Source organism: Xanthomonas translucens pv. undulosa, from assembly GCF_017301775.1.
Taxonomy (GTDB): domain Bacteria; phylum Pseudomonadota; class Gammaproteobacteria; order Xanthomonadales; family Xanthomonadaceae; genus Xanthomonas_A; species Xanthomonas_A translucens.
In genome coordinates this window covers 1,805,196-1,823,462 of sequence record NZ_CP063993.1, presented here as the reverse complement: position 1 = coordinate 1,823,462, position 18,267 = coordinate 1,805,196, and the positions used below count along the sequence as shown (strand labels likewise).

Genomic DNA, 18,267 nt, shown 5'->3' with positions numbered 1-18,267 from the left:
CTCAGCTGCCGCCGCAGTCGCGGTCCAGGCGCGCGTCGATGCCGCGCTGCTCGGTTTCCAGCGCGCGGCGCTCGCTCTGCAGCGCGCTGTTGTAGCGGCGGATCAGTTCCCAGCGGCGGTCGGCCAGGCGCGCGCACACTTCCTGCGCCGGCAGGGCGTTGCAGGTGTCGCGGATCAGCGTGCTGCCGGCCGGCACCACCACGCCGGCGCCGGGATACACCGGCTGCGGCGGGCGCGGGCGGCCGCCGTCGTCGCCATGGCCGTGGCGATGGCCGCCGCCGTCGCCGTCGCCGTCGCCACCGGCATAGCCGATGGCCCACAGCGGCACCCAGCGCGGATTGCCTTCGTTGTCGTCGCTGGTATAGCGCTGGCCCTCGCTGGTCACGCATTCGTACATCGGCTGCGGCGGCTGCACGCTGACGATGCGGATCTCACGCTGCGGCAGCGGCGCTGGCGCTGCCGCGTCGCGCGCCGGATCAGTGCTGAGCGTGGTGGTCGGGCGTGGCGGCGGATCGCGCGGGCGCTGCATGTCCAGCACCTGCTGCTGGTGCGCGTTCTCGCAGGGCGCGTTCTGCAGGCTGACCGCGCCGGCGCTGCCGACGCAGCGGTAGATGCGCACCGACCCCTGCGCGCCATCGCTGCGGGTGGTCTGCCTGGTTTGCGCCCAGGCGCTGCCCGCCAGCGGCAGCAGCGCGGTCAGGAGCAGGGCAGGGCGGAGGAGCGCGGGCATGCGCGCATCTTGCGCGCCTTCGCCGGCCAGGGAAAGCCGGGCCGGACGGGGATCGGCAACGCGCTCAGGCGCGCAGGATATCGCCGCTGACCGCATCGCGGATCGGGGTGGGCTGGGCCAGGCCGCCGGTCTGCCCATCGATCATGCCGTCGAGCGCAGCCAGCAGCTGCGGGTCCAGTTCGCCGCGCTGCCGCGCCGGCGGCTCGCCGCCGCGGTTGGCGCTGGTCGAGACCAGTGCGCCGCCCCAGGCGCGGCACAGCGCGGCCACCAGCGGATGCGCGCTGATCCGCACCGCGATGCCGCGGTGCGCGCCGGTGATCCAGAACGGCGCCTGCGCCGCGGCCGGCAGCACCCAGGTATGCGCGCCGGGCCAACTGGCCAGTACTGCGGCCAGGCGCTCGGGCGGCAGCGCCGCCAGGTCGAGCAGCGGGCGCAGCGGCTCCAGTTCGGCGGCGACCACGATCAGGCCTTTCTCCACCGGCCGCTGCTTGATCTGCAGCAGGCGCGTCACCGCCACCTGGTCGTACGGATCGCAGCCCAGGCCCCAGACCGCCTCGGTGGGATAGGCGATGACACCGCCTTGCTGCAGGACGGCGACAGCTTGGTTGAGCGACAGATCGGGCATGCGTGGATGATGCGGCAGGCTGTTGCTGTGAGGCAATGGTTGGGGGTTGGGGGCTGGGGGCCGGGATTGGGGATTCGACATTAACAAGCGCGACGCGCGCTGTCCTGCCGGTTCCGGTTCGATTCCTGTCGGGCGGCGCGGGCCTTGCGAGGCGATGTCGCTGTTGCGCAGGTTGTGGCGGCTGCGGTTCTTCCAGCAGTCTGCGCGGCGCCGCGACCGAATGGAGCGGTGCAACTCGATCGCGGCAAGCGCGATCGGATCGCGTGCCGCGACGGATGGCGATCGAGGCCATCCGCCGCCGCTGCTGTGGATGTCGCCTCCGCAGCAGCGGGGTGGTGGATCAGGCCTTCTTGACCGCGGCCTTCTTGACCACTTTCTTGGCGGCTTTCTTCGCGGTCTTCTTCGCTACCTTCTTGACCGCCTTCTTCGCCGCGGGCTTGGCCGGGGCGTCGGCCGCGGCCTTCTTGGCCGCGCTCTTCTTCGGCGCCGCTTCCTTCTTCGCCGCGGCCTTCTTCGCGCCGAAGCCGCGCCGTGCCGGCTTGCCGGTCTCTTCCAGCAGCTTCTGCACTTCTTCCAGGGTCAGCGTGGCCGGCTCGCGGTCCTTGGGGATCTTGCCGTTGAGCTTGCCGTCGCTGATGTACGGGCCGAAGCGGCCGTTGAGCACCTGGATGTCGCTGCCGGGGTATTCCTTGATGATGCGGTTGCGCGCGATCTCTTCCTTCTCTTCGATCAGGAACACCGCACGCGCCAGGTCGATGGTGTACGGATCGTCTTCCTTCTTCAGCGAGGCATAGACGCTGCCGCGCTTGGCGAACGGACCGAAGCGGCCGATGCCGACGCTGACGTCCTCGCCCTTGTCCTCGCCCAGCGCGCGTGGCATCAGGAACAGCTCCAGCGCGTCTTCCAGGGTGATGGTGTGCATGCTCTGGCCCGGCCGCAGCGAGGCGAACTTGGGCTTGTCCTCGGCGTCCTCGGCGGTGCTGCCGATCGCCGCGTACGGCCCGAACCGGCCCAGGCGCACGCTGACCGGTTTGCCCGTCTTGGGGTCGGTGCCGAGTTCGCGCGCGCCGGTGGCCTCGGAGCGGTCCACCGATTCCTTCTTCTCTTCGACCAGTTCCTTGAACGGACCCCAGAACTTCTCCATCAGCGGCCGCCATTCCTCCTCGCCGCGCGACACTGCGTCCAGCTCGTCCTCGAGCTTGGCGGTGAAGTCGTAGTCGACGTAGCGGGTGAAGTGGCCGGACAGGAACTTGCTGACCGCGCGGCCCACGTCGGACGGGCGGAAGCGGCGCGCGTCCAGCTCCACGTACTTGCGGAACAGCAGGGTCTGGATGATCGAGGCATAGGTCGACGGGCGGCCGATGCCGTATTCCTCGAGCGTCTTGACCAGCGAGGCTTCCGAAAAGCGCGGCGGCGGCTCGGTGAAATGCTGGTCGGTATGGATGCGGTCGAGCGGGATGCGGTCGCCGGGCTTCATCGGCGGCAGCTTGCGGCCTTCGTCTTCGTCCTCGGCCGCCTTCTGGTCCTTGCCTTCCTCGTACACGGCCAGGAAGCCCGGGTCGATCACCGTGGTGCCGCTGGCGCGGAAGCTGTGCTCGTTGCCCGCCGCCAGTTCCACGGTCACGGTGTTCATCGTCGCCGGCACCATCTGGCAGGCCACCGCGCGCTTCCAGATCAGCTCGTACAGGCGGCGACCGTCGTCGTCCAGGTACTTGGCCATCTGCGCTGGGGTGCGCAGCGCCGCGGTCGGACGGATCGCTTCGTGCGCTTCCTGCGCGTTCTTGGACTTGGTCTGGTACATGTTCGGCTTGTCCGGCAGCGCACCGGTGCCGAAGTCGCGCGCGATCACGTCGCGAATCTCGGCCAACGCGTCTTGCGACAGGTTCACCGAGTCGGTACGCATGTAGCTGATCAGGCCGACCGTGCCTTCGTCGCCCACGGTCACGCCTTCGTACAGCTTCTGCGCCACGCGCATGGTGCGGCTGGTGGTGAACCCGAGCTTGCGCGAGGCCTCCTGCTGCAGCGTGGAGGTGGTGAACGGCGGCGCCGGGCGGCGCTTGCGTTCCTTGCTGGCCACGTCGGTGACGTGCAGCGCGCCCTGCGCGGCTTTCTGCAGGCGCATCCGCGCCGCTTCGGCGGTGTCGCCGTCGGTAATGGTGAACTGCTCGAACTTCTGCCCGTCGAGCTTGACCAGCTTGGCCGCGAACGGCTGCGAGGGATGCAGGCAGTCGGCGCCGATGCTCCAGTATTCGCGGGCGACGAAGGCTTCGATCTCTTCCTCGCGCTCGACGATCATGCGCAGCGCCGGCGACTGCACGCGGCCAGCGGACAGGCCACGCTGCACCTTGCGCCACAGCACCGGCGACAGGTTGAAGCCGACCAGGTAGTCCAGCGCGCGCCGCGCCTGCTGCGCATCGACCAGGTCCACGGCGATCTGCCGCGGGTTGGCCATCGCCTCCTTGATCGCGCGCGGGGTGATTTCGGTGAACACCACCCGGTGCAGCGGCTTGTCCTTGAGCAGCCCGCGCTCTTTCAGGATCTCGGCAATGTGCCAGCTGATCGCCTCGCCCTCGCGATCCGGGTCGGTCGCCAGATAGATGTCGTCGGCGACCTTGGCGGCCTTGGCGATGGCCTCGACGTGCTTCTCGTTCTTCTCGATCAGCGCGTAGCGCATCGCGAAGCCGTCGTCCGGGTCCACCGCGCCTTCTTTCGGGATCAGGTCGCGCACGTGCCCATACGAGGCCAGGACGTGGAAGTCCTTGCCGAGGTATTTGTTGATCGTCTTGGCCTTGGCGGGCGATTCGACGATGAGCAGGTGCTTGGACATGGTGGACTGGGCTTCGATGGGCGGGGCGGGCGCCCTGGGGGCGGTAGGGTGGCGCAATTGCTCCGGTTAGTGAAGCGTTGCGGTGGTTCAGAGCGGCCGACGCCCGGGGCAGGTACCCCGGGCGTTCAGCTGCGGCTATCCGTATTAGTGGACATGTCCGGCACCGGCTGTCAAGCGCCGCCGCTCCGCAACGCCGGAAAATGCTCAAGCTGGCGAAGCTTTACCGACTTCCGTTCTCCGGGTCCCGAGTCCCCGATCCCGAGTCCCAGCCGTCAGTGCCATCTACCGCTGGCCGCCACGCCGATCAGCAGCAGCACCACCAGCAGGACCACCACCATCAGCACGCCGAACAGCGACAGGATCACCACAGTCACCGTGCCCAGCTTGCGCTGCTGCCATTGCGGATGGTCGGTATAGGCCCATTTGTCCACCACCAGGGTGTCGCAGAGCATGTCGTGCAGGGCCTGCTTGCGCTCGGTGAAGGCGGCCATCAGGAAGCCGATGAACAGGGTCAGGCTGCTCAACAGGAAGCCGAAGTAGCGGCCGATGCCGCGGCCGACGCTGATCCGGCTGCCGTCGGTACGCACCACCTTGATGCCGATCGCCATCTTGCCCAGCGTGGCCTGCTTGGTCGAGGCATGGAACAGGCCGAAGTACAGCGCCGACATCGCCAGCGGCACCAGGTACGCCAGCACCAGCATGAGGATGCCGCTGGCGCTGCTGAAATCGGGGGTGCGGCCGCCGCCCAGGCCGCTGAAGCCGAAGAAGCCGAGCATGATCACGAACTGGATCACCTGCGAGACGATGCCGACCAGCATGCCGTCGATCAGGTAGGCGGCGGTGCGCTTCCAGAAGCCGGCCTGGACCACCTCGCCGTCGCCGACGAAACGCGGTTCCTCGCCGAGCGTGGCGGCGGGCGCGGCATAGGGCGAATGCGTCGCGGCCGCGGCATCCGGCGTGGTCCAGGCGCTCGGTATGGCTTCCGCGTCCGCCGCGCTCGCCGCCGGCGCCTGGGTCAGGCCGAGTTCGTCGACGACATCGGCCAGCGGATGCCATTGGCTGAGGCCGTCGCGCCACACCAGCGTGTTCAGGCCCACTTCGCCGCGCTGGAAGCGCTGCTGCAGTTGCTCGGCCGGCATCGGTCCATGGCGCTGCTGCGCGGCGTCGGCGTAGTACCACTCACTCATTCCTGTTCCCCAGGGTTGCGGTCGAAAATCCGTTTCCGCTCAGCCGCCGCGGCAGTGCGCGGGCAGGTAGCGGTCTTCCAGCTCGGCACTGCATTTCCAGGCCGACGTCCGCTCATCGTAGTCCAGCCACAGCGCCTTGCCATCCAGCTTGGGCTTGCCGGGCGCGTGCACGGTGGCTTCCAGGCCGCAGTGGCCGTTGTCGAAACGGCCGATGCGCACCTGCGCGACGAATTCGCCGGCATAGCTCGGCGCGGTGCCGAAGCCGCTGTCGCCGTTCACCGGGCAGCGTCCCTGCTGCGCGGCGAAGCTGGCGATCTGTGCCTGCAGCGGCGCCACGCTGCCGATCGCCTGCGTGGCCTTGGCGCGCAGCGTGTAGTCCTGATAGGCGGGAACGGCGATGGCGGCGAGGATGCCGATGAGCGTCAGCAGCACCGCGCCGACCACCACCGCGACGAGCGCGCCGACTCCGCAGCCGGATAGGCCGTTGCGCGGCGGCAGCGGGCGCGGCAGCGATGGCGGTCGTCGCGCTCGCCGGTGGCGGCAGCGGTGGGGGTGTGGCCGTGGTCGGCAGGCCCAGTTCGTCGGCCAGTGCGTGCAGCGGCCGCCACTCCGGCAGGCCTTCGCGCCAGACCAGGCTGTCGCGCTCGAGAAGCCCGTCGCGCAGGCGTTCCAACAAGGTCGCGGTGCTCAGCGGGCCATGCCGCTGGCGCGCGGCGTCGGCGTAGTACCAGGCGCTCAGGGTCGGTTTCTCGTGCATCCGTGCATGGCCCGGCAGTGCCTCTCAGTGCACCGGCTCCGGCTCGTCGACGAACATCTGCGTTTCCATCCACGCGTAGGCCGCCTCGGCGCCGGGCTGGTTGAACAGCACCATCAGCACCACCCATTTCAGGTCGTCCAGGTCCAGTTCGTCCTGGTCCAGCGCCATTGCCCGGTCCAGCACCAGCTCGCGCTGGTCGCTGTCGAGAATGCCGTGCTGTTCCAGGAACAGCAGGAAGCCGCGGCATTCCACGTCGAGCTTGTCCAGCTCCGGGCCATGGTAGATGCGGATCGGGCCGTCGATGCGCGGCTGCGGCACGGCCGGCCGCTGGTCGGCCAGGGCATCGAGCCAATCGAACGCTTTGCTGATTTCGGTGGGGCTGAAGCCAGCCTGAATCAAGCCATTCTGGAGGGAGTCGCGATCACGGACCGGGTCCGCATCCTCGCTGAAATAATGTTCGAACAGGTACAGCAAGACATCCAGAATGCTCTCTTTCATTGCCCCTCGGCCTGCGCCGCTAGACGCTGTGGAGGTGAAGAAACTAGGGTTTGCGCGTGTAACGACCTCGTTCGACCGCCACGTAGCCATCCAGTTCCATGGCCAGCAGCATGGAGGACGCTGCCGCAGCCGTCAATCCGGTGCGCGCGATCACTGAATCCATACAGGTGGGGTCGTGGCCCAGCGCCTGCCACAAGCGCTGGTAGTCGGAATCGGGGAAGCAGGGCGTGGCGCCGGTGTCCTCGGCGATCCTTACAGTGGGGGCGTGCAGGCGTCCGCGCAAGGCGTCGGCCAGTTCCGCGGCCAGCGGCGCGACCCCGGCCAGCACCTCCTCGGCGCTCTCCACCAGGCCGGCGCCGTCGCGGATCAGGCGGTGGCAGCCGCGTGCCAGCGGGTTGTGGATCGAGCCGGGCAGCGCGAACACCTCGCGCCCGGCCTCGGCGGCCAGGCGTGCGGTGATCAGCGCGCCTGAGCGGGCGGCGGCCTCGATTACCAGGGTGGCCAGGGTCAGTCCGGCGATGATCCGGTTGCGCGCCGGGAAGTGGCCGGGCCGCGCCGGGGTGCCGGGCGGATGCTCGCTGACTACCGCGCCGCGCGCGGCGATGCGCTCGCGCAGGGCAGCGTGCTGGCGCGGGTAGGCCAGGTCGGCGCCGGTGCCGACCACTGCCACGGTGAGCCCGTTCTGGCGCGACAGCGCCGCGGCGTGCGCGGCGGCATCGACCCCGGCGGCCATGCCGCTGGTCACCGCGAACCCGGCCGTGGCCAGCGTCAGGGCGAAGCGCTGCGCGTTGTCGCGGCCGCCGGCGCTGGGCGCGCGGCTGCCGACTACCGCCACCGCCGGATGCCACAGCGCCGTCGGGTCGCCTTCCAGGTACAGCGCCAGCGGCGGGTTGGGGCTGCGCAGCAGCAGCGCCGGGTAGTCCGGGTCGTGGCAGCCGAGCAGGTGTCGGCGCGGCAGCGCCAGCCAGGCCAACGCGGCGTCCACGGCGGCGCGGTCGGGCCGCTGCAGGGCCGCGATCTGCGCCGGATCCAGTCCCGCCGCGCGCCAGGCGCCGGCGCCGGCGGCCAGGGCCGCGGCGGGGCTGCCGCAGTGGTCGAGCAGGCGCCGGCGCGGGGCGCTGGCGCCGCCGGCCAGGCACAGGGTCAGCAGCGCCGGGTCGGCGCAGGCAGCGGCGGGACGGGGCGGGTCGGGCAGGGCGGACATCGGTCTGGGAGCCTGTTCCATTCGGATTAACAGGCCCAGGCTAGGCCGCAAACGCAGACGGCGCCCTCGGGCGCCGCCTGTCGCGGAGGTAGGACTTGCCCGCGTGCGCGGGTCAGCGTGCGTCCGGGTGCTTCACGTCGTAGCCGATCCGGGTCGGCTTGATGCCGTCCATCACCAGCGCGTAGCTGACCTTGTCGAAGGTGCGGAACACCATCGCGTGCGCGGCGTATTCGTCGGGCAGGGCGACCGTGCCGCGGCCGCCGCTGAAGCCGTCGTCGGCGCGCGAGGTGTTGGGGCGCTGCACGCGGTCGTTGACCCGGGTGCCATGGCGCCACAGCGAGACCACGGTGCCATTGTCGATGCCTTCGCGGCTGCCGCCGGAGATCGCGATCACGTCGCGCGGGCCGGCGGCGCTGAACGCGTCGGCCACCGCCAGCACCCGCAGCCCGGCCTCGAGTGCCTGCGCCGAGGGCGGATGCGGCACGAACTGCAGGTCGTAGGGCTGCGCTTCGACCGCGATCAGGCGATCGCCGGCGCGCACTTCGCGGGCGCTGTCCTGCAACAGCAGGGTGGTAGCCTGGCTGGCGTCGGCGGAGACGTGGGTGACGGTGCCGACGTTGACCTGGGCCAGTTCGTAGCCCAGCGTCTCGCGGCGCTTGGTATCCGGCGGCACGAAGGTCTGCCACAGGTTGCCGGTGCCGGGGGTGCTGCGGCCCTCGTTGTTCAGGTCGTCGCTGAGCCTGGGCAGTTCGTAGCGCACGGTCGGGCGTACCAGCGCGTAGCGTTGCCCGGTCTGCGGCGCGTTCAGCCCGGTCGCGTAGACCAGTTGCCCGGCGGTGGCGCGCAGCCGGTTGTCCTCGACGCCGACCACGTAGGGCAGGCCGTCGATGCCGTCGGCCACGCGCAGGTTCTTCAGGAACGGCTCGACGTCGGACAGCGGGATCGCGTCGATCGGCGCGTCCTGGCGCGGGCCGGGCTTGACCGTGGCCCGCGCCACCCGGTCCAGGTAGGCCAGGCTGAGCACGTCGCCGGGGTAGATCAGATGCGGGTTCTGCACCTGCGGGTTGGCCTGCCAGATTTCCGGCCACAGCCACGGCTTGCCGAGGAAGCGCCCGGCGATGTCCCACAGCGTGTCGCCCTTGCGCACCACATAGGTGTCAGGGTGTTCGGCAGCCATGCTCGCGGAAGCGGCATAGGTCGCCACGGTGAGCATCGCCACGGCGACGACCGTACGGAGTCGATTGAACATTGAGTGCAGAGCCTGATTCCCCAACAGGTCCGCGCACTATAGTCCAGAACCCTGGGCGCGGCGCAAGCGTTGGCACCAGAACGGGGTAGAATCGTCACGTCTTGCCGAATTTTCCGGCGCCCCCATCTGGGTACCGCTATGGCCCTGCTTCCCATCCTCGAATTCCCCGATCCGCGCCTGCGTACCAAGGCGCTGCAGGTCGACCCTGCCGACGTGACCGCGCCGGCGTTCCAGCGCCTGCTCGACGACATGTTCGAGACCATGTACGAGGCCCCGGGCATCGGCCTGGCCGCAAGCCAGGTGGACGTGCACCAGCGCTTCATGGTCATCGACGTCAGCGAAGAGAAGAACGCCCCGCAGGTGTTCATCAACCCGCAGATCGTGCAGCGCGACGGCGAGCAGGTGCACCAGGAGGGCTGCCTGTCGGTGCCCGGCATCTATGCCGACGTGACCCGCGCCGAGGCCATCGTCGTGCGCTACCTGGACCGCCACGGCTGGCCGCAGGAACTGTCCGCCGACGGCCTGCTGGCGGTATGCGTGCAGCACGAGATGGACCACCTGGACGGCAAGTTGTTCGTCGATTATCTGTCGCCGCTCAAGCGCGAGATGGTGCGCAAGAAGCTGGCCAAGGCGCGCAAGCACGTGGCCTGAAGGCCGCGAACCGGGAATGCGGAAACGGGAATCGTAAGTGCGGTTCCCGTTCCATTTCCGGGTCCGCGCTTTGCCCATTCCCTTTTCCCGGTTCCCTACCTCCATGAAAATCGTTTTCGCCGGTACGCCGGACTTCGCCGTACCCTCGTTGCGCGCGGCCGCGCAGCGCCATGAAGTGGTCGCGGTCTATACCCAGCCGGACCGGCCTGCCGGCCGTGGCCGCGGGCTGACGCCGTCGCCGGTGAAGCTGGAGGCGGTCGCGCGCGGCATTGCGGTGCTGCAGCCGCAGACCCTGCGTTCGCCGGAAGCGCTGCAGACCCTGCGTGCGCTGCAGCCGGACCTGATGGTGGTGGTGGCCTACGGCCTGATCCTGCCCAAGGCGGTGCTGGCGATCCCGACCCATGGCTGCTGGAACGTGCACGCCTCGCTGCTGCCGCGCTGGCGTGGCGCCGCGCCGATCCAGCGCGCGATCGAGGCCGGCGACAGCGAGACCGGGGTGTGCCTGATGCAGATGGAAGCCGGCCTGGACACCGGACCGGTGCTGATGTCGCAGCGCACCCCGATCGGCGACAGCGACACCGGCGGGCAGCTGCACGACCGGCTGGCCGCGCTCGGCGCGCAGGTGCTGGCCGACGGGCTGGGCCTGCTGCGCGCCGGTATCCGTCCTGTGCCGCAACCGCAGCCGGAGGTTGGCGTGACCTACGCGCATAAACTGGACAAGGCGCAGGCGCGGCTGGACTGGCAGCAGCCGGCGGCGCAGCTGGCGCTGCGGGTGCGCGCGTTCAATCCGTGGCCGATCGCCGAGGCGGTGCTGGCCGGCGAGCGCGTGCGCATCCACGGCGCGGTGGCGCTGGAACTGGCGCTTGCGCAGCCGCCGGGCATGGTGCTGGCCGCGTCCAAGCAGGGTATCGACATCGCCTGCGGGCAGGGCGCGCTGCGCTTGCGCGTGCTGCAGCGCGAAGGCGGCAAGGCGATCACCGCCGCCGACTACCTCAACGCCCGGCGCGACCTTCCGGTGCTGGCCTGAACCGGCGCGACTGGCCATGACGCAGACGCCTGCCGCGCCGCCTGCCGCCGCGCCGCCGCCCGGCGTCGCGCCCCGCGTCGTCGCCGCCCGCGTGCTGAGCGCGGTGATCGACCGCGGCCGCTCGCTGAAGGCCGAACTGGCCACCGCGTTGCCGACGCTGCCCGATCCGCGCGACCGCGCCCTGGTCGAGGCGATCTGCTTCGCGGCGCTGCGTCGGCGCCCGGCCTACGAGGCCGCGTTGCGGCTGTGGTTGCAGAAGCAGCTGCCGCAGCGCGACGCCGAACTGCGCACGCTGCTGATGGCCGGGTTCGCCCAGCTCGACGTGCTCGGCCTGGCGCCGCACGCGGCGCTGTCGGCGACGGTGGAAGCGGCGCGGGCGCTGGACCGGCCGCGCCAGGCCGGCATGGTCAACGCCTTGCTGCGCCGCGCGCTGCGCGACGGGCTGCCGGAAGTGGCCGCCGATGCCGGCTGGCCGCTGTGGCTGCGCGATGCGCTGCATGCCGACTGGCCGCAACAGGCCGAGGCGATCTTCGCCGCCAGCCAGCAGGCGGCGCCGCTGTGGCTGCGGGTGAACCGCCAGCGCGGCACGCGCGATGCCTATCTGCAACAACTGGCCGAGGCCGGCATCGGCGCGCAGGCGGTGCCGGACCTGGCCGATGCGATCCGCCTGGGCGAGTCGGTGGCGATGAGCGCCTTGCCCGGCTTCGCCGACGGCTGGGTGTCGGTGCAGGACGGTTCGGCGCAGCAGGTCGCCGACGTGCTGGCGCCGGCGCCGGGCGCGCGCGTGCTGGATGCCTGCGCTGCGCCCGGCGGCAAGTCCGCGCATCTGCTCGAGCGCGACCCGCGCCTGCGCCTGACCGCGCTGGACGTGGACGCGCGGCGCCTGGCGCGGGTGCGCGAGACCTTCCAACGCACCGGCGCCGGCGCGCAGGCGCAACTGCAGGTCGCCGATGCGGCGCAGCCGGACAGTTGGTGGGACGGCGAGGCGTTCGATGCGGTGCTGCTGGACGCGCCGTGTTCGGCCACCGGCATCGTGCGCCGCCAGCCGGACGTGCTGCTGCACCGGCGGCGCGAGGACGTGGTCGCGCTGCAAGCGCTGCAGGCACGGTTGCTGGACGCCGGCTGGCAGGTGCTGCGGCCGGGCGGGGTGCTGGTCTACGCCACCTGTTCGCTGCTGAAGGACGAGAACGCGCGCCAGCTGCAGGCATTCCTGGCGCGCACCGCCGATGCGGTGGCCGAGGACCCCGGCGCCGCCTGCGGCCACGCGGACGGCGGCGGCCGCCAGCGCCTGCCCGGCGAGCAGGACCGCGATGGCTTCTTCTATGCGCGGCTGCGCAAGACGGCGTGAAGCGGCCCCGGTATCATCCTGGCCCATGCTGAAGACCCGCGCGTCCCGAGAATTCTGCTTGCTGGCCCTGCTCGCGCTGCTGGTGCTCGGGGCCGGCCTGGGCCTGCGCGATCCGCATCCGGCCGACGAGCCGCGCTTCGCGCTGGTCGCCAAGCAGATGGTGGACGGCGGCAACTGGCTGTTCCCGCACCGCGGCACCGAGCTGTATTCGGACAAGCCGCCGATGCTGATGTGGCTGCAGGCGTCGTTCTACACCGTGTTCGGCAACTGGCGGGTGGCGTTCCTGCTGCCCTCGCTGCTGGCCGGGCTGGGCACGCTGGCCTGCGTCTACGACCTGGGCCGGCGCCTGTGGACGCGCCGGGTCGGCATGTATGCGGCGTATGCGCTGCTGTTCGCGTTCCACTTCACCTACCAGGCGAAGAAGGCGCAGATCGATCCGCTGGTGGTGTTCTACATCACCCTGGCCAATTACGGCCTGTTGCGCCACCTGCTGCGCGGACCCGACTGGCGGATGTGGACGCTGGGCTGGTTCGCCGCCGGCCTTGGCACGATCACCAAGGGCGTGGGCGCGCTGGCGCTGCTGATGCTGCTGCCGGCCGCGGCGGCGTCGCTGGCGCAGTGGCGCGGGGTCAGGATCGGTGCGCGCGATCCGCGCTTCTGGCTGGGGCCGCTGGCGTTCCTGGGCGCGGTGTCGATCTGGCTGGTGCCGATGGTGAGCACGGCGCTGTCGGCGCAGCAGCCCGAATACCGCGCCTACCTCGACGACATCCTGTTCCGGCAGACCGCCGGGCGCTACGCCAGGTCCTGGGACCACCCGCACGGGCCGCTGTATTTCTTCGGGGTGATGCCGAGCATGTGGCTGCCGCTGCTGCTGGCGCTGCCGTGGGCGATCCCGGCGTGGGTGCGGCGCCTGCGCCGGCGCGATCCGCGTTATCTGCTGCCGTTGGCGTGGTGGGCGTTGATCGTGCTGTTCTTCTCGATTCCGACCGGCAAGCGCGACGTCTACATCCTGCCGGCGTTGCCGATGCTGTGCCTGGCGATGGCGCCGCTGATCGCGGGGCTGCTGCGCAAAGCCGGGGTCCAGCGGCTGTTGCTGGCGTTCACCGTGGTGGTGACGGTGGCGTTGGGCGCGGTCGGCGCGGCGATCCTGGCCGGGCACGGCTTCCGCGCGCAGATGATGGAGCAGCGCGGCGTCGATCTGCCGACCGTGCAGGCGCTGGCCTGGATCCTGCTGGCGCTCGGCCTGTGGGGCGTGGCCAGCCTGGCGCTGTTCGCGCGGCGGCGTCCGGAACTGGCGATGGTGTCCACGCTGAGCATGCTGTGGGTGCTGGTCGGGCTGCTGGTGTATCCGCTGATCAACACGTCCAGCTCCGCACGCGGGGTGATGGAGGCGGCCGGCCGCCGCATCGGACCCGACGCGGAACTGGGCCTGGTGGCCTGGAAGGAACAGAACCTGTTGATGGCCGACCGCGCCGCCACCACCTTCGGCTTCGTGGTGCCGTGGGACGAGCAGTTGCGCCGTGGCGTGGCCTGGCAGGCGCAGGCGCCGCAGCGGCGCTGGCTGCTGGTGCAGGAGGCGGCGATGCTCGGCTGCATCGATCGCCGCGCCAGCACCCTGGCGGGTGTGTCCAACCGCCGCAACTGGTGGCTGGTGCCGGCCGCTGCCGTGCACGGTCAATGCACGGTCACCCCGCTCGACCGCGATCGCCTGCGCGAGCAGGACAAGGACCGTTTCGAGTGAGTCGCCGCCGCGCCCGCTCCGTTCGCAACGCCGGCGCCGCGCGCGCAGCAGGGCGAGCATGCCGATGCGCCTGATCCGGGTGATCAGCCGCGACAACGGCGGCGGCCTGAGTCGCGATCTGCAAGTGGTCGCCGAGGCGCTGCGCCGCAGCGGCCGCTACCGGGTGGAAGTGCTGGGCTTCGGCACGGTGCGCTTCGCCAACCACCTGCGCGAATTGCGCCTGGCACTGCGCAGCCTACTGCGCGGCCGGGCCGATCTGCAGATCTTCCTGGAACGGGTGTATCCGCGCTGCCTGGGTGCCGGCCGGCGCAACGTGCTGGTACCCAATCCGGAATGGTTCCGCCGCAAGTGGCTGCGCTGGCTGCCGCGTTTCCAGCAGGTCTTGTGCAAGACCCGGCAGGCCGAGCAGCTTTTTTCCGCGCAGGGTCCGGCCACCACCTTCATCGGTTTCTGCAGCGACGACTGCTACCGCCCGGAGGTGCCGCGCGAGCGCGCCTGCCTGCACGTGGCCGGACGCAGCTCGGCCAAGGGCACCGCGGTGCTGCTGCAGATCTGGGCGCGGCACCCGGAATGGCCGCGTCTGACGGTGGTGCAGAGCGCGAAGAAATCGCGCCCGATCGAGGCCGAGAACATCGACTACCTGACCGGCTATCTGGACCAGCGCGAGCTGCGCCGGCTGCAGAACGCGCACCGTTTCCACCTGTGCCCGTCCGAGGTCGAGGGCTTCGGCCACTACATCATGGAAGCGCTGAGCGTCGGCGCGGTAGTGATCACCACCAATGGCGCGCCGATGAACGAACTGGTGAGCGCCGAGCGCGGCGTGCTGATCGATCCGGTCGGCGAGCGCGAGGACAACTTCGGCGTCCGTTACCGGATCGACGCGGCCGGGATCGAGCGGGCGATGACGCAGGCGCTGGCGCTGGCGCCGATGCAATGCGATGCGCTGGGCACCGCGGCGCGCGCGTTCTTCGAGTCGCGCCAGCGCGAGTTCGGCGAGCGACTGCTAGCGGTGGTGGCCCATCTGCTCGGCGGTGCGCCGCCACCGGCCGCGTTGGCGCCGGCCGGCAGCGGCCGCGTCCAGGTCAGGTCGGGTTAGGGGTCGCACTTGGATCATCGCCCCCCCTCGTCTATGCGTCCGTTCTCTCCCCGATGACCGAAGCCCCGCCTCGCGCCGCGCCGCCGCTGGCCGCGTTCCCGTCCCGTCGCCACACGCTGGCCGAATGGGGCGCGGCGCTGGGCATGCTGTGCCTGCCGGCGCTGGTGGTCAGCATCCCTGGCGGATTGCTGCCGTTCGGTCTGCTGTTGTTGGCGAGCAGCCTGCTGGCGCTGGACCGGATGCGCCGCGCGGCGGCCGGGCTGCAGCCGTCGCTGCGCTGGCTCGGCGTGCTGGCGCTGCTGGTGATCGGACTGTCGCTGTTCTCGTTGCTGTACTTCGGCCAGCCGCTGAAGGACATCGACAACCGGACCAGGTTCCTGGTGCTGCCGTGGACCGCCTTGTGGGTCTACGCATTGCGCCCGCCGCGGCACCTGCTGTGGTGGGGCGCGCTGCTGGGCATCTTCGTCACCCTGGTGCTGGCGATCGTGCAGGTGCTGCAGGGCCAGCCGCGCGCTGAGGGCTGGACCAACGCGATCGTGCTCGCCGACGTGGTGCTGGTGCTGATGGTGGTGGCGGTGTTCTGCCGGCCGCACGGGCGTTGGCCATGGACCATCGTGGCGATCGTCGCCGGCTGCGCCACCATCCTGTTCAGCGGCAGCCGCGGCGTCTGGCTGGGCATGCTGTTGCTGCTGGTGGTCACTGCGCTGTGCGCGCGCTGGCGCAGCGGCCGCGCGCGGCTGGTGATCCTGGGTGTGCTCGCCGCGCTGGCGGCGACCCTGGTGCTGAGCGTGCCGGCGCTGACCCGGCAGACTCGCCTGGCCGAACTGCATCACGACGTGCAGCGCTACGAGCGCGGCGACAGCGACTCTTCCGCCGGCGCGCGCATCGAGCGCCTGCAGGTGGCGGCGGCGACCTTCGTCGAGCATCCGCTGGTGGGCGTCGGCGTGGGCCGCTTCGACAACGCGATGCTGCGCCTGCCCGATTGCCGCAGCAAGACCTGGGTGGAGCGTTGCCACCTGGGCCATGCGCACAATGATCTTGCCGAATGGAGCGCGACCCAGGGCCTGCCCGGCACAGTTCTGATCCTGCTGGTCTACGGCGTGCCGCTATGGCTGCTGCTGCGCCTGTACCGGCGCCGCCCGCGCCCCGAATTCCATGGCCCGGCCGCGACCGGGATCATGGTGGTGGCTGCCTACATCCTGTGCGGCATGACCCAGTCGATGTTCGCGCACCAGGTCACCACCGGTTTCTATCTGTCCCTGGTCGGCGTGCTGATCGGGCTGGCGGCCTGCGATGCGCAGACGCCGCGGGTGCGCGCCGGCGCCGCTGAAGGCGTTGCCGGAAGCCGGTAGACTGCCGGTCCCGCACCGCCGATCGGCGCGGCGCCGACCGCGCCACGCCCGCAGGCTGCACCGCTGCCCCGGATACCGAGCCCCATGGCCGACGCCGCCGCGACCACCTTGCCGCTCAGTCTGGTGGTGATGACCTACAACGAAGCCGGCAACATCGCCCGCTGCCTGGACAGCGTGCCGTTCGCCGCCGACAAGCTGGTGGTGGACTGCGGCAGCAGCGACGCCACCGTGGCGATCGCCCGCGCGCACGGCGCGCGGGTGGTCGAACAGGCCTGGCTGGGCTTCGGCGCGCAGCGCAACTTCGCCTCCACCCAGGCCGCGCACGACTGGATCCTGGTGCTGGACGCCGACGAATTCCTGTCCGACGCGCTGCGCGCCGAATGCCTGGCGCGGCTACCGCAGCTGCTGGCCGAGGATCGCCTGGACGCGGTGTGGCTGCGTCGCAGCACCTGGTACATGGGTGCGCCGATGCGCTGGTACCGGCCGATGGTCGGCGAGCGCCTGGCGCGGCTGTACCACCGCGGCCGCGCGCGCTGGAGCGATGCGCGGGTGCACGAATCGCTGCGCTTCGACGGCGCCAGTGCCGACTTCGTGCCGCCGTTCAACCACCTGCACAACCCGACCCTGGTGCACAAACAGCTCAAGGTGCTGCGCTACGCCGAACTGAAGGCGCTCGGCTGGCGCGACAAGCGCAAGCCGCTGAGAATGTGGCAGAGTCCGTTCGTGTTCGCCGGCGCCTTTCTCAAGGACTATCTGCTGCGCCTGGCGCTGCTCGATGGCTGGCGCGGCTTCGTGGTGGCGCAGACCGCGGCCAGCTACGCGCTGTACAAGCGCATGCGCTATTACGAAATGCAGTACAACCCGGCCTCGGTGGAGCAGGCGCGGGCGCAGCTGCAACGGCACGATCTGGAGCATTGATGAGCAAGCACTATCTGCTGTACGGTTCCGAGCGCTATGCGCTGGCGATCCTGCGTCCGTTGCAGGCCGCGATCCGTGCGCGCGGCGACCAGGCGGCGTGGTTCTTCGACGGCCCCGGCGCCGCCGATCTGAGCGCCGACGAGCGCCATCTGGCCACGGTCGAGGAGGTGCTGGCGTGGAATCCGTACGCGGTGATCACCTCCAGCAACGCGGTGCCGCATTTCTTCCCCGGGGTGAAGGTCGAGACCTTCCACGGCTTCGACGCCGGCAAGCCGCGGCACATCTACGTGCGCGGCTTCTTCGACCTGTACTGCACCACCGGCCCGCGCGACACCGCCGCGTTCGGCGCGCTGGCGCGCAGGCTCGGCCACTTCGCGGTGAAGGAAACCGGTTTCCCCAAGATCGATCCGTTCATGCGCGAGATCGGCGCCGAGCTGGCGCCGGTGCGGCAACCGCCGGTGATCCTGTACCACTCCACGTTCTCGCCGTCGTGGAGCGCGGCCGGCATCCTTTACGACGAGGTCGCGCGGCTGTCGCGCAGCGGCGAGTGGCGCTGGATCGTGACCTTCCATCCGAAGATGGATCCGCAGATGGTGGCGCGCTACCGTGCGCTGCAGAATGAGTACCTGCGTTTCGCCGACAACGACAACATCCTGGAGCTGTTCCCGCAGGTGGACCTGATGTGCTCGGACACCTCCTCGGCGCTCAACGAATTCCTGCTCACTTACAAGCCGGTGGTGACGTTCAAGAACCGGCGCCCGGGATCGCAGCTGATCGACATCGACGACCCGGCGCAGTTCGAGCCGGCGATCCGCCGCGCGCTGGCGCGGCCGCCGGAGCTGATGGCGGCGATTCGCGACTTCGCCGACGGCCTGCATCCCTACCGCGATGGGCAGTCCAGCGAGCGCGTGCTGCGCGCGATCGACGCCTTCGTCGCCGAGGGCGCGCGCAATCCGCGGCGCAAGCCGTGGAATGTCTGGCGCAAGCTGAAGATCCGCCGACGCATCGGCTACTGGGGCCGCGGCGCGCGTTGACCCAGCGCGCGGCAGTGCGCCGT

At 70.5% G+C, this 18,267-nt stretch carries 16 protein-coding genes and 1 pseudogene; 8 read left to right on the top strand and 9 right to left on the bottom strand.

Going from position 1 to position 18,267, the window contains the following annotated elements:
• Position 1 precedes the first annotated feature (1 nt).
• The 9 genes and pseudogenes from ISN38_RS07730 to ISN38_RS07695 form a co-directional block, all read right to left on the bottom strand.
• Positions 2 to 730 carry a hypothetical protein gene (locus ISN38_RS07730; protein ID WP_003470409.1) on the bottom strand — a complete coding sequence of 243 codons (729 nt, stop codon included), beginning with the start codon at positions 728 to 730 and terminating at the stop codon, positions 2 to 4.
• 64 nt (positions 731 to 794) lie between these two features.
• Positions 795 to 1,355, bottom strand: a complete 561-nt coding sequence (gene tsaC / locus ISN38_RS07725) for an L-threonylcarbamoyladenylate synthase type 1 TsaC (RefSeq protein WP_003470408.1) — start codon at positions 1,353 to 1,355, stop codon at positions 795 to 797.
• Between the two features lie 340 nt (positions 1,356 to 1,695).
• The gene (locus tag ISN38_RS07720; protein WP_058361916.1) at positions 1,696 to 4,182 is read right to left on the bottom strand and encodes a DNA topoisomerase I; all 2,487 of its coding nucleotides are present in this window, start codon (positions 4,180 to 4,182) and stop codon (positions 1,696 to 1,698) included.
• Positions 4,183 to 4,454: 272 nt separating this feature from the next.
• On the bottom strand, positions 4,455 to 5,369 hold the full coding sequence (locus ISN38_RS07715; RefSeq protein WP_003470401.1) for an RDD family protein: 915 nt from the start codon (positions 5,367 to 5,369) through the stop codon (positions 4,455 to 4,457).
• Positions 5,370 to 5,408: 39 nt separating this feature from the next.
• On the bottom strand, positions 5,409 to 5,801 hold the full coding sequence (locus ISN38_RS20215; protein WP_230811830.1) for a pilin: 393 nt from the start codon (positions 5,799 to 5,801) through the stop codon (positions 5,409 to 5,411).
• A gap of 211 nt (positions 5,802 to 6,012) precedes the next feature.
• Positions 6,013 to 6,126, bottom strand: a pseudogene (locus ISN38_RS20210) (pilin); the annotation flags it as partial.
• 24 nt (positions 6,127 to 6,150) lie between these two features.
• Positions 6,151 to 6,624: a DUF494 family protein gene (locus ISN38_RS07705; RefSeq protein ID WP_003470396.1), complete on the bottom strand. Its 474-nt coding sequence runs from the start codon at positions 6,622 to 6,624 to the stop codon at positions 6,151 to 6,153.
• A gap of 43 nt (positions 6,625 to 6,667) precedes the next feature.
• A complete protein-coding gene (gene dprA / locus ISN38_RS07700) occupies positions 6,668 to 7,828 on the bottom strand; it encodes a DNA-processing protein DprA (RefSeq protein WP_047324500.1) in 1,161 nt (386 codons plus the stop codon).
• Between the two features lie 112 nt (positions 7,829 to 7,940).
• The gene (locus ISN38_RS07695; RefSeq protein WP_003467839.1) at positions 7,941 to 9,077 is read right to left on the bottom strand and encodes a LysM peptidoglycan-binding domain-containing protein; all 1,137 of its coding nucleotides are present in this window, start codon (positions 9,075 to 9,077) and stop codon (positions 7,941 to 7,943) included.
• Positions 9,078 to 9,215: 138 nt separating this feature from the next.
• On the opposite strand from ISN38_RS07695, the gene def reads away from it, so the two are divergent.
• From def to ISN38_RS07655, 8 genes are all read left to right on the top strand, one after another.
• The gene (gene def, locus ISN38_RS07690) at positions 9,216 to 9,728 is read left to right on the top strand and encodes a peptide deformylase (protein WP_058358546.1); all 513 of its coding nucleotides are present in this window, start codon (positions 9,216 to 9,218) and stop codon (positions 9,726 to 9,728) included.
• 103 nt (positions 9,729 to 9,831) lie between these two features.
• Positions 9,832 to 10,755: a methionyl-tRNA formyltransferase gene (fmt, locus tag ISN38_RS07685; protein WP_206712140.1), complete on the top strand. Its 924-nt coding sequence runs from the start codon at positions 9,832 to 9,834 to the stop codon at positions 10,753 to 10,755.
• A gap of 16 nt (positions 10,756 to 10,771) precedes the next feature.
• Positions 10,772 to 12,103 carry a 16S rRNA (cytosine(967)-C(5))-methyltransferase RsmB gene (rsmB, locus tag ISN38_RS07680; protein ID WP_058362563.1) on the top strand — a complete coding sequence of 444 codons (1,332 nt, stop codon included), beginning with the start codon at positions 10,772 to 10,774 and terminating at the stop codon, positions 12,101 to 12,103.
• Between the two features lie 25 nt (positions 12,104 to 12,128).
• The gene (locus ISN38_RS07675) at positions 12,129 to 13,844 is read left to right on the top strand and encodes an ArnT family glycosyltransferase (protein ID WP_206712139.1); all 1,716 of its coding nucleotides are present in this window, start codon (positions 12,129 to 12,131) and stop codon (positions 13,842 to 13,844) included.
• 58 nt (positions 13,845 to 13,902) lie between these two features.
• Positions 13,903 to 14,940, top strand: a complete 1,038-nt coding sequence (locus tag ISN38_RS07670; RefSeq protein ID WP_206712138.1) for a glycosyltransferase — start codon at positions 13,903 to 13,905, stop codon at positions 14,938 to 14,940.
• Between the two features lie 53 nt (positions 14,941 to 14,993).
• Positions 14,994 to 16,292, top strand: coding sequence for an O-antigen ligase family protein (locus ISN38_RS07665; protein WP_058361798.1), 1,299 nt, complete (start codon positions 14,994 to 14,996; stop codon positions 16,290 to 16,292).
• Positions 16,293 to 16,376: 84 nt separating this feature from the next.
• Entirely contained in the window at positions 16,377 to 17,210 is an 834-nt protein-coding gene (locus ISN38_RS07660; protein ID WP_003467858.1) for a glycosyltransferase family 2 protein, read from the top strand.
• Positions 17,210 to 18,244 (top strand): CDP-glycerol glycerophosphotransferase family protein, encoded by a 1,035-nt coding sequence (locus ISN38_RS07655; RefSeq protein ID WP_003467861.1) that lies wholly within the window; start codon positions 17,210 to 17,212, stop codon positions 18,242 to 18,244. Before ISN38_RS07660 ends, ISN38_RS07655 begins: the two co-directional genes overlap by 1 nt.
• Positions 18,245 to 18,267 lie beyond the last annotated feature (23 nt).